Below are 11,173 nucleotides of genomic sequence, written 5' to 3' on the forward strand. Positions count from 1 at the left end.
TCCGCTCGTAGCATCGGCACATGCGTGTGTTGATCGTGGAGGACGAGCCCTACCTGGCAGAGGCCATCCGCGACGGGTTGCGGCTGGAGGCGATCGCGGCGGACCTCGCGGGCGACGGCGACACGGCCCTGGAGCTGCTGAGCGTCAACGCCTACGACATCGCCGTGCTCGACCGCGACATCCCCGGCCCGTCCGGTGACGAGATCGCCGCTAGCATCGTCGCGTCCGGCAGCGGCATGCCGATCCTGATGCTCACCGCCGCCGACCGGCTCGACGACAAGGTGTCCGGGTTCGCGCTCGGTGCCGACGACTACCTCACCAAACCGTTCGAGCTGCGCGAGCTCGTGGTCCGGCTGAGAGCCCTGGACCGCAGGCGCGCGCACAACCGGCCGCCGGTGCGGGAGATCGCGGGCCTGCGCCTCGACCCGTTCCGGCGCGAGGTCTACCGCGACGGCCGGTACGTGGCGCTGACCAGGAAGCAGTTCGCCGTGCTGGAGGTCCTCGTGGCGGCGGAGGGCGGCGTGATCAGCGCCGAGGAGCTGCTGGAACGGGCGTGGGACGAGAACGCCGACCCGTTCACCAACGCCGTCCGCATCACCGTCTCGTCGCTGCGCAAACGGCTGGGGGAACCGTGGATCATCGCCACCGTGCCGGGCGTCGGCTACCGCATCGACACCGGAGGCGAGCGTGACTAGGGAACCGGGCTTGAGCGTCCGCCTCAAACTCACCCTCAGCTACGCCGGTTTCATCATGGTCGCGGGCGCCTTGCTGCTCGCGGTCGTCTGGGTGTTCCTGCTGCGCTACGTGCCCGCGGAGCTGCACGCGTCGCTGCGCGTGCCGGACCGGTCCGAGCTGGAGCGCGCCTTCCTGCCGAAGGCGCAGTGGGCGATGATCTTCCTGCTGGCCTTCGGCCTGATCGGCGGCTGGATCCTCTCCGGCACCATGCTCGCGCCGTTGACCCGCATCACCAACGCCACCCGCCTGGCCGCGAACGGCTCGCTCTCGCACCGCATCCACCTGGAGGGCCGCGCGGACGAGTTCCGCGAGCTCGCCGACGCGTTCGACACCATGCTCGAACGCCTCGAAGCCCAGGACGCCGAGCAACGCCGGTTCGCCGCCAACGCCTCGCACGAGCTGCGCACCCCGCTGGCGATCACGCAGACGCTCCTCGACGTGGCCCGCAACGACCCGAACGGCGACACCGGCGAGCTCGTGGAGCGCCTTCGGTTCGTCAACACCAGGGCCATCGACCTGACCGAGGCGATGCTCCTGCTCAGCCGCGCCAACCAGCGTTCGTTCGTCCGCGAGCACGTCGATCTCTCCCTCATCGCGGAGGAGGTCGCCGAAACCCTCCTCCCCCTCGCCGAGAAACGCGGCCTCACCATCGAGACCTCGGGCGACGTGGCCCCCACGCTCGGCTCGCACGCGCTGCTGCTGCAGATGACCACGAACCTCGTGCACAACGCGATCGTCCACAACCTCCCCGACGAGGGCACCGTGTGGGTCACGACCAGCGTGGACGCCGAATCCGTGGTGCTCACCGTGGAGAACACCGGCGAGAAGCTCACCCCCGGCCTGATCTCGACGCTCACCGAGCCGTTCCAGCGCGGCACCCAGCGCGTGCGCACCGACCACCCCGGCGTGGGCCTGGGTCTCGCCATCGTCAAGAGCGTCGCCCAGGCCCACGAAGGGACCCTGACCCTCACCCCGCGCGACGGAGGCGGCCTGCGCGTCACCGTCCGGCTCGGCTACGCGAGCGGGAAGTCGAAGTAGGTGTCCGGGTACGGCTCGTCCTTCAGCGTGTAGTGCCACCACTCGCTGTCGTACCGCCGGAAACCGCAGGCTTCCATCACCGAGCAGAGGTGCCGGCGGTTCTCCGCCTCGGCCGGCGTGATCCCGCTCGCGCCGTGGTGCGAGATCGGATCCATCAGGTCGTGACCGCCGCCCATGGCCGCGAGCTCGCCGGTGTCGAGGTGGTGGAGCGTCAGGTCGACCGTGCTTCCCCGGCTGTGCCCCGACTTCGCGGCCACGTAGCCCAGTTCGAACATCTCGGCCCTGCTGATGTTCGGGTGGTGCCGCGGTTTCGTCCGGCCGTCGTCCGGCAGCGCCGACCAGCGCAGGAAGCTGTCCACCGCGCGTTGGGGCCGGTACCCGTCCCAGAGCAGCAGGCCGAAGCCGAGCGACGCGGCCTTCTCCTGCGCTGCTTCGAGGGCAGCGCACAGCGCCGTCGTGCCGACGATCCGGTTCACCAGGTACCCGTCCACGGGTTTGCCGGTGAAGTTGTCCCACGTGGCGTACTTGGCGTCCCAGCGAATGCCCGGCACCGCCTCGTCCACGAAGACGAAGTCCGTCCTCATCGGACATTCCCCGCCAGCGCGACCAGCCGGTCGATCACCTCGCCGAGCGGCAGCCCGGCCGCCGCCATCATGCGCGGATAGCGGCTGTAGGAGGTGAGGCCGGGCAAGGTGTTCACCTCGTTGAGGACGACCGTGCCGTCGTCCTTGAGGAACATGTCCACCCGCGAGAGCCCCCTGCAGCCCAACGCCCGGTACACGACCTTCGCGGTCTCCCGCACCAGCGCCCGCGACTGCGCCGGGATCTCGGCGGGCACGATGAACGTGGCGTTCTCCGAACCGCTCTCGGGCTCGCTCTCCTGGTGGATCCGGAAGAACCCGTGCGACAACGCGACCTGGTCCACCTCGCCCACGACGAGGTCGGCGTCGTTGCCCAGCACGGCGCACCCGATCTCCTGCCCGGCCACGGCCTCCTCGATGAGCACCTTCGAGTCGTACTGCCTGGCGATCTCCACCGCACCGGGCAGTTCGTCCTCACCGGACACCTTGCTGACCCCGAACGAAGATCCCGACCGCGCCGGCTTGACGAACACCGGATAGGTGAACCGGCCGGGATCGACGTCCTCGTTCGCCAGGACGGTCGTGAACTCCGGCGTCGCCACTCCGGCGCTGCCGGCGACGAGGTAGGTGAGCGACTTGTCCATGCACAGCGCGGAACTCTGGACGTCGCACCCGACGTACGGGATGCCCGAGAGCTCCAGCAACCCCTGCACGGCACCGTCCTCGCCCAGCTTGCCGTGCAGCACGGGCAGCACCACGTCCAGGCCGATCTCCTCGTACCGCCCGGACTCCAGGACGAGCAGCCCGCGGAACCCGCTGTCGAGCGACAGCACGACCGGACGGCCCTCCCACTCCGCCTCGGGTCCGTCGCAGAGCCGCCAGGCACCGCTCTTGGTGATCCCTATCCAGAACACCTCGTGCTTCTCGGCGTCGAGGTGCTTCGCGACCTCCCGCGCGGACTTCACGGAGACGGGGTGCTCCTCGGAGGCACCTCCGAAAAGAATGCCGATCCTCATATCCAGTGCCGCCTTTCGCTTTCGAAGTTCAAGCAGTTGATGAGGCTGTTCTGCACGGTGTCGCGCAGCGCGTGGTCCGTGTAATAGGCGGTGTGCGGGCTGACGACGACGTTGGGCAGCGCCTGCAACCGCAACAGCGGTTCGCATTCGACGGTCCGGCCCCGGTGATCGGCGTAGAAGACGCCTTCCTCGCCTTCGAGGACGTCCAGCGCCGCGCCACCGAGCCGGCCGCTCTCCAGTTCCCCCACGAGCGCCTCGGTGTCGATGAGCGCACCACGTCCGGTGTTCACGACGAACGCGCCGTCCTTCAGCTGCGCGATGCGTTTCGCGTCCAGGAGGTGATGCGTCCGCTCGGTGAGCGGCGTGTGCAGCGTGACGACGTCGCTCTCCCGCACCAGTTCGTCCAGCGAGACGAACCCGGCGGCAGCGCGGTTGTCACAGGCCAGCACGCGGCAACCGAAGCCGCGCAGCCTGCTCATGACGGCCGCGCCGATGCGCCCCGCCCCCACCACCCCGACGGTCAGGTCGCGCAGCTCCTTGCCGCGCAGGCCCAACCGGTAGTCGTGCGCATCAACGCGGCGAATGACGGCCTTCGCATCGCGGATCGCCATCAGGATCAGCATCAGCGTGTAGTCGGCGACGCTGTCCGGCGAGTAGGAGACGTTCTCGACCGAGATGCCGATGCTCTCCGCGTAGGCGACATCGATGTGGTTGCACCCGATGCTCCTCGTGGAGACGTACCTGACGCCGGCCTCTTTCAGAGCGCGGAGTGCGGCGTTCGCCACCCGAGTCTTGTGGCCGACGCTGATGCACCGATTCCCCGAGGCCAGTACGGCATTGGCCTCGGTCGCGGCCTCCTGCGTGATGGTCGGGGCCACCCCGAAGCGAGGCGCCAGCTCGTGGAACAGGATGGCCTCGTCCTGCTCACACCCGTAGACCGTGATCCCAGTTCGCAGCGCGGCAACCGTCCGCGCCGGTTCGCGGTAGTGCATGCCCCCAAGTCAAGGCAGCACGACGTTGCCGGTGCGTATGCGATTTTCGATATGCCGCCGATACTCGCGGCGTCAGGCCTTATTCACACGCGATGCCGTCGTTGTCGCGGTCGAGCGCGGGCCGGTAGCCGGGCTCCCCGCGGTGCAGCGGCGCCGCACCGGCGGCCCTGGCCGCCGCGCAGTTCGCGTAGTACGCGGACGCCGGCGCGGGCTGGAGTTGCGGTTGCGGTTGCGGTTGTGGCACAAGTGGTTGTGGCGCGGGCTTGGCGTCGAGCCCACCGCAGGACGGTCCCCAGAACCCGAGCCCTGCCTGCTTGGCGACGGCCTCCGCCTGCAGGATCACGCTGTCCGCGCCGGCCACCGCCCGTGCGACGCCCTGACCGACCGCGAGGACCGCGTAGTCCTTGCCGTCGGCGAGCAACAGCCGTGCACCCGAAACCGTGACCGCCTTGCCCACCAACGTCTTCGTCGCGAACTCGACCGACGACGCGGCCCAGCACTCACCGGGTGCCGCCAGTCCGTGCACCTGCACCGTGGTGCCGTTCGACAGCGTCACGGTCCGGCCGTCCACAACGGACCCAACGGTCACCGGCGGCGGAGTCGTGGTGGTGGTGGTGGTGGTAGTGGTGGTCGTCGTCGTGCTCGCGGTCGTGGAAGCCGCAACACGCGCAGGCTGCGACGTGCAACCCCCGAGGGCCACCGACAGGAGCACCACGGGCACGGCGATGCGGGCGTTCTTCGGCAGCTGTCGCCGGAACACGAGTGCGGTCACGGCCGTCACATCGGGACACCGCCCGCACGGCGTTACCGGCGTCACCCGGACGGACCATCACCGGGCGTGCGGACGGGGTGGAGGCCCGGTTCGGCCGCCACCCCGTCCGCCACCGGCTCAGATCTGCAGCTCGGACTCGATGCGCTTGAGGTGATGCCGAGCCAGCGCGAGGTTCGCGACCTCTCTGTCCAGCACCAGGTACAGGAACAACGAACCTCTGGCCTTCACGCCGCTCATCAACCGGATCAGGTGGTACTGCCGGTGCAACGTGATCAGGATGTCCTCGATGGTGTCGTTCAGCCCGAGCGTGGACATCACCCGGAGCTTCGACCGCACGACCTCGGTGTTCCCGGCCGCGGCGACCTCCAGGTTCAGCCAGTCGCCACCGCCGCTGGTGCCGAGCGACATTCCGCTGTCGTAGTCGACCAGCGCGACACCGACGGCACCGCCGATGGCCATGGCCTCTTTCAACGCGGTATCGATGTTCATCAAATCCCACTTCCCTATGTCAACTGGCGATCGTGCGCGAACACGTCTCCACACGGACGCCATTGATGAGAACAATGAACCGAAGGTGGACATGCGCCACCGTCAGCACTGTTCCGATTGAACAGAACGATTCCCGAGGGCGTCCTCGATCATCCTGACGATATGACCTCTTCCTTCATTTCGGCGGATCGCGCACTACGGCGTCAGGATCGACCCGACGCGCTCGATCACGGGCCGGGACTCGTGGAGCAGTCGTCCGAGATTCAGTCCCTTGTCCCCGAGCGCGACCATCAGCGACATCCGGCCGACGGCGTACACGGCCATGTAGCCCGTGCTGCCGAACACCACGGTCTGACTGAGCGTGCCCAGACCGATCACCTCCGCCGCCTGGCGCGCGATGCCGAGATCGGCGGCGGCGAGTGCCGAGATGTGCGCGGGGTCGACGTTCTTCGCCACATCGGAAATGATCGGAATCCCGTCGGATGCGGCAATTACCGTGTCGGTCACCCCGGTGACATTTTCGCGAAGCTTCTGCAGCTCGACGGCCAGGGCGTCGTAGTCCAACACACTTCCCTTCTGCTTCGGAAAGGTCGAAAAGGTTCAGCCGGGTCGTTCCACCCCGGCCGGTGGCGAGCCTGCTCCCGCCCGAGCGTGCAACGAAGCCAGGCTGCCGTGCGCAAAACTGAACGACGCCGCCGGTGACGCGATCTCCAACACCCCTTCACCGAGCATTCGCGAAACCTCGACGGTGACCGGGTAAAGACCCCGGCCGACCGCGAACGCGATGTCCCGCGCACTGCGCCGCCCGGTGGCGTGGGCGATGATCTCCCGCCGTTCCGCGGTGGAATCAGCCGATTCCGCGCCGGAGGCGGCCACCACGCGGTCCCGGTACGGCGACAGGGGAATCGGCAGCGAGGCGACCGCGTCCAGCCGGCGGCCCGTCTGCGACAGCAGCACGTCCGGGGCCAAGCCATCGGTCACCGGCAGGAGCGGCTCGTCGGCGGACTCGTCGACGACACATCGCTCGACGTCACCGACGGCAACGGCGAACGCCCCGTCCCGCAAGGCGGCCGCGGCGAGAACCTGAGCCTCCGCGGCGCCGATGTTCCCTCGGGCGACCAGCACCTCCTGCAGTGACCGCTTCTGGACGCTCTCCGCCAGTGCCGCGGCCCAGCTCTCCGCGCTGATCCTGCCGGAGGTCAGCAGCAGCGTCTCCACTCCCGGTGAACCGGGGCTGTCCACCGCGATCACGACGCCGCCGGACAAATGAAACAGCCCGCCGGCATTACCCACGACCTTCAACGCTCCGGTGACCCGATCAACGTGACACTGCTCCAAGGCATGCGCGAGAACATCTAATGCGGCCCGACAATCACGTCTCAGAGATCACTCCAATCGGCCACCTCTCCCTCATCGAAAGAGTGACCGCCATTGTTACCCGCAGGCCGCCGATACCGAACCATCCCGGCGAACGCCACACGATCGAGTGAAACATTCCAGTCCACCAAGAAAGGCGCGACATGAAACTCTTTTATTTCGATAACCAACCGATGTTCTTGTGCTCGGGCAGACATGGGTCGGCCCAGGCCGGATCGCTCCAGGCCTGGGCCGCCACCACGATCTACTTGCCGTGGCACTCCCGCAGCAGCTGTGCCGCGGATTCACTTCGCAAGGCCGGCAAGATCTTCCGCACCGCCACCGCCTGGGAATCCAGGGCTTTCGCCAAGGCGTGCAGGGTTCCCGCCGACGCACGGACGTCCTGTGCCGGACCAAGACCCGCACGCTGGTACAGGCACGACAGCACCGTCCTGGCGGTGAAGCCGTCAACTTCACCGTTGACCAGGGTCAGGGCGTATCGCTCGCGCTGGTCCAGCGCCACCCTTATGGTGAGATTCGGCCAGTGGTAGGCAATTACACCGTCCCCCTCCTCCGGCCCCAGAAAACCTTCCTGATCGACCAGGAACCGGAACCGGCGCTTGACCTCGTCACCGAACGCCCGAGCCACAGACGCCGATCGCCTAGCGCCCACGTTTCACCACCCAGTAGTCGTCCCGCGCCTCGAACGTGAAACCCCGGTCCTTGAGATACTTCAGCTCACGCTGATAGAAGTTACCGCCTTCATATATCGGGGTGAAGGGGTCGGTGACGAGCCTGACCTCTCCACCGCTCGCGATGGCATCGTCGATGAACCTCTTGTTCCTCGTCCAGTTCCACTTTCCGGGACCTGCCCAAGGAACTTTCAGCGTGTTGTACCCCGGCTTCCCGGCGACGTACTCTTCCACGTTTGCGGTACGGCCGAGGATCGTGATCTCCTTGGTCGCTACCGACGCCTCCGGCTCGATCACCGCGACGGCACGCCCGACAGCACTCGCCACGGCCTCACGGGCCAGGGGCGCAGCCGCACCTCGCAAGGCCGATCCGCCCACCGCTCCCGCGGCGAGCCCGACCGCGCCGACGACGGTGAAGACGAGGTCCCAGCCGTTGGCCGGTCGGTTGCCGACGGTGTAGGACCATTCGCAGAACCCGGCGCCGGGGTTGCTGCTGCGGCACAGGTAGGTGGCCCAGTGCGTGACGGCCTGTGCGTAGGTCTCGCCAGGAGCCATCATGACCGGCGCGCCGAAGATGGGGCCTCGCTTCATCTCCTCGGCGGTGGGTAGCCGGTGGCCGTAGATGATCGGCTGGTTGGAGCCGTCACCGGTGCCGGTCTCCCACTGCCAGCGCTGTTCGAACTCCCGCTGGGAATACCCGGATCCCTCCGGGCCGCACAGACCGTTGGGCGAGTAGCCGCACCCGACGGACGCCGGCGACTTCTCGTAGTGGGTTTCCTGGTAGTTGTAGAAGTCGCAGGAGTCGCAGTACAGGCCGGTCGGGTCGCTGAAGCTGACCGGGCTGTTGTTGGCGTAGACGTAGGCGTTCCACTGCCGCGGATCCCCGAGATCCATCACCGGGTCGACGGAGATGAACCGGCCCAGCTTCGGGTCGTACTCACGCGCACCGATGTGCGTCAGGCCGCTGTTGTCCAGCGTGCCGCCGACGAAGCCCTTGTCCATCCGCGCCGGCCAGGTGCCCGTGTTGCCGCGCACTTCGCCGAACGGTGTGGTCAGTCGCGTGCTCACGAGCTGGCTCAACGCGTTGATCGTGCTCTGCGCCGTGCCGTGCTGATCCGACGACAGCCACGTCAACCCCGACGACGTCCGCATCGCAATGGACTGACCCGCGTGCGAGTAGTAGCGCGTGCAGACCTTCGCACCCGACGAGGCGATGTACCGCAACTCCTGACCAGGCAGGTACAACGTCCGCCCGTCGGGGTCACGGCGGACCAGCCGGTTGCCATCAGCGTCGTACACATAGGACGACTGACCGGTCTCGTCGGTCGTGGTGGCGACGTGACCTTCCTCGTCCCACGTCATCGTCTGCGTACCGCCGCCGGCTGACGGACGGGTGAGGGTGTTCCCGGTCTCGTCGTAGGTGTAGCTCGCCTGACGGCTGCCCGCGTTGTCGGTGGCCACCGTGTTGGCGACGGAGTGCTTGCCCGGGGTCGGGAAGTACTCGGTGGTGCGGTCGCCCGCGCTGGTGCCGTGCTCGACCAGCTTGGTGCGGTCACCCGCAACGTCGTAGCTGTAGGACTGCCAGTACTTCGACGGGCCGCCCAGGCCCGCGACGGTCGGGTCGGGTGCGCAGTCACCCGAACTCGGGGTCCAGGCCTCCGTCAGACGGCGCAGGTGGTCGGCGCGGAAGCACTGCGTGTCGGCGCTGACCGAGTCCGCGACGCGGGTGACGTTGCCCGCCCAGTCGTGGCTGTACGACACGTTCGAAACGTCGGTCGGCCCGGTCTGCTTCGTCGTCCAGATCTGGGTGAGACGGCGGGTGAACTGGTCGTAGTTGCGCACGACGTCGACGGTGTTGCCGCCGTTGTTCTGCAGCCGGTAGGACGCCAGCTCACCGAACGAGGTGTAGCCGGTCGAGGTGACCAGGTCGGTCTGCGCCGATGTCCCGTAGCCGGTCTTCAGGGTCGCGATCTGCCCCAGTGCGTCGTAGTCGTATTGGAGCGTTTCCCGCTTGAGGTCACCGGTGGCCGGGATGCGGGTCGTGTTGAGCACGCTGTTGTTGTGGTAGGTGTAGACGTAGCCATAGGTGCCGCCCAATCCGGTCTCGGCATCCGGGATGGTGAAGTTGGTGGCCGAGGGCTGGTAGTCCGCCCTGATGCCGGTGTGTTCCATGACGTAGTCGCCGAGCTCGCCGTGCCGCACGGACTTCACCAGCTGGCCCTTGACCGCGGTGCCGTCGGCGAGCACGTCGTAGAACCACTCCGACCGCGCCGCACCGGTTGCCGTGTTGTCGCGCGTGCTCGTCTTGCGGCCCAACGCGTCATAGGTGTACGCGAGCGTCTTACCACGACCGTCCGTTGTGGACACCAGCTGGTCCAGGTCGTTGTAGACCGACGTCGTCGTGCCCTTGTCCGGGTCGACCGAGCGGACCTGCCGGCCTCGCACGTCGTAGGAGTACTGCCACTTCTTGCCCGACGCGTGCGTGACCTCGGTCTGCTGACCTTTGAGGTCGTAGGTGTACGTCGTGGCGTCGAAGCCCGTCGCGGCCCCCGCGACAACACCTGAGTGGTACTGCCGCAACTCAGCCTTACGACCCAGCGCGTCGACCAACGTCGACGTCACCACGCCGCCCGCGGGCGGTGTCACGTCGATGCGGTCACCGGCGTAGTAGGTAGTCGTGCGGAACAGCTCGTCACCGCCGGGGCTGGCCACCGGCAGGTTCTTCTTCGACACCTGGGCGATGTCCCGGCCCGCGCCGTCGTAGTTGGTCACCGTCGCCGACGGGATGGTGTCGGTCGGCACGAACAACTCCGTGCCTGGGGCGGCATTACCGAGGTAGGCGTTGTTCGATCGCTTGGCCCGCCCCGCCGAGTCGTAGTACGTGTCCGTGACAACTGAGGTGGACGTGCTCCCGGTCGCGTCCGGCTGCTGGGTCTGGCGCGGCCGCAACAACCCGTCGAACAGCTCGTAGGAGGTCACGTACTGGCTGCTGGTGTTCAGCGTGCTCGTCGAGACCACTGAAGGGCCGTTGGACCGTTGCAGATAGGCGAACTTCTTGCTGAAGCCGAGAGCCGACACCTCGGTCGTACGGCCAAGACCGTCGTAGGTGATGTTTGTCCTGCGCTGGTTCGGGTCCGTTGTGGACCGCGGCGATCCCCACGCTGGTTCCACCTCGGTCGTCGTGACCCAGCCCAACACGTTGGTCGACGTCAGCTGCGTCACCGGTCCGCCGGCGGCCGGGGTGTAGGCCGTGGTCGTGGTGCCCTTCGGGTCGATCAGCTTCGTGACCCGCCCGTAGGCGTCGCGTTCGGTCTGCGACTCCGTCAGATACGAAGCCGTGCCGTTGACATACGACTTCAGGGCCTCGGTCTTGGTGGTCTCGCCCTTCGTCGGCGCGACACCGTGAGCCTGGCCGTCGAAGTAGGTCTTCACGTCACCGGCGATGTCCTGGTCCCGCAGACCCGTGCCCTTCGCCTTCGCGCAGTCGACCAGGAAATCGCGC

Annotated in this window: 11 protein-coding genes; 2 read left to right on the forward strand and 9 right to left on the reverse strand. The window is 67.5% G+C overall.

What is annotated here, in order from left to right; genetic code table 11:
* The first annotated feature begins 20 nt into the window (after positions 1 to 20).
* Complete coding sequence (gene vanR-Sc / locus ACWEIJ_RS34290; protein ID WP_449841381.1) at positions 21 to 695, forward strand: VanSc-type vancomycin resistance response regulator transcription factor VanR; 675 nt, start codon at positions 21 to 23, stop codon at positions 693 to 695.
* Positions 688 to 1,773 (forward strand): sensor histidine kinase, encoded by a 1,086-nt coding sequence (locus ACWEIJ_RS34295; protein ID WP_449841382.1) that lies wholly within the window; start codon positions 688 to 690, stop codon positions 1,771 to 1,773. The genes vanR-Sc and ACWEIJ_RS34295 overlap by 8 nt, the downstream gene beginning before the upstream one ends.
* Here ACWEIJ_RS34295 and vanX read toward each other — a convergent pair.
* The 9 genes from vanX to ACWEIJ_RS34340 all read right to left on the reverse strand — a co-directional run.
* A complete protein-coding gene (gene vanX, locus ACWEIJ_RS34300) occupies positions 1,749 to 2,357 on the reverse strand; it encodes a D-Ala-D-Ala dipeptidase VanX (RefSeq protein WP_449841383.1) in 609 nt (202 codons plus the stop codon). The two genes, ACWEIJ_RS34295 and vanX, sit on opposite strands and share 25 nt — an antisense overlap.
* A complete protein-coding gene (vanA, locus tag ACWEIJ_RS34305) occupies positions 2,354 to 3,370 on the reverse strand; it encodes a D-alanine--(R)-lactate ligase (protein ID WP_449841384.1) in 1,017 nt (338 codons plus the stop codon). The genes vanX and vanA overlap by 4 nt, the downstream gene beginning before the upstream one ends.
* Positions 3,367 to 4,362: a D-isomer specific 2-hydroxyacid dehydrogenase family protein gene (locus ACWEIJ_RS34310; protein WP_449841385.1), complete on the reverse strand. Its 996-nt coding sequence runs from the start codon at positions 4,360 to 4,362 to the stop codon at positions 3,367 to 3,369. Before ACWEIJ_RS34310 ends, vanA begins: the two co-directional genes overlap by 4 nt.
* A 79-nt stretch (positions 4,363 to 4,441) precedes the next feature.
* The gene (locus ACWEIJ_RS34315) at positions 4,442 to 5,134 is read right to left on the reverse strand and encodes a thermonuclease family protein (RefSeq protein WP_449841386.1); all 693 of its coding nucleotides are present in this window, start codon (positions 5,132 to 5,134) and stop codon (positions 4,442 to 4,444) included.
* A gap of 117 nt (positions 5,135 to 5,251) precedes the next feature.
* Positions 5,252 to 5,623, reverse strand: coding sequence for a hypothetical protein (locus ACWEIJ_RS34320; RefSeq protein WP_449841387.1), 372 nt, complete (start codon positions 5,621 to 5,623; stop codon positions 5,252 to 5,254).
* Between the two features lie 195 nt (positions 5,624 to 5,818).
* Positions 5,819 to 6,190, reverse strand: a complete 372-nt coding sequence (locus tag ACWEIJ_RS34325; protein WP_449841388.1) for a roadblock/LC7 domain-containing protein — start codon at positions 6,188 to 6,190, stop codon at positions 5,819 to 5,821.
* 33 nt (positions 6,191 to 6,223) lie between these two features.
* The gene (locus tag ACWEIJ_RS34330; RefSeq protein ID WP_449841389.1) at positions 6,224 to 6,916 is read right to left on the reverse strand and encodes a hypothetical protein; all 693 of its coding nucleotides are present in this window, start codon (positions 6,914 to 6,916) and stop codon (positions 6,224 to 6,226) included.
* 328 nt (positions 6,917 to 7,244) lie between these two features.
* Positions 7,245 to 7,628, reverse strand: a complete 384-nt coding sequence (locus ACWEIJ_RS34335; RefSeq protein ID WP_449841390.1) for a hypothetical protein — start codon at positions 7,626 to 7,628, stop codon at positions 7,245 to 7,247.
* 13 nt (positions 7,629 to 7,641) lie between these two features.
* The coding region (locus tag ACWEIJ_RS34340; RefSeq protein ID WP_449841391.1) for an RHS repeat domain-containing protein at positions 7,642 to 11,173 on the reverse strand (3,532 nt) is incomplete at its 5' end.

This window comes from Lentzea sp. NPDC004789 (assembly GCF_053601075.1).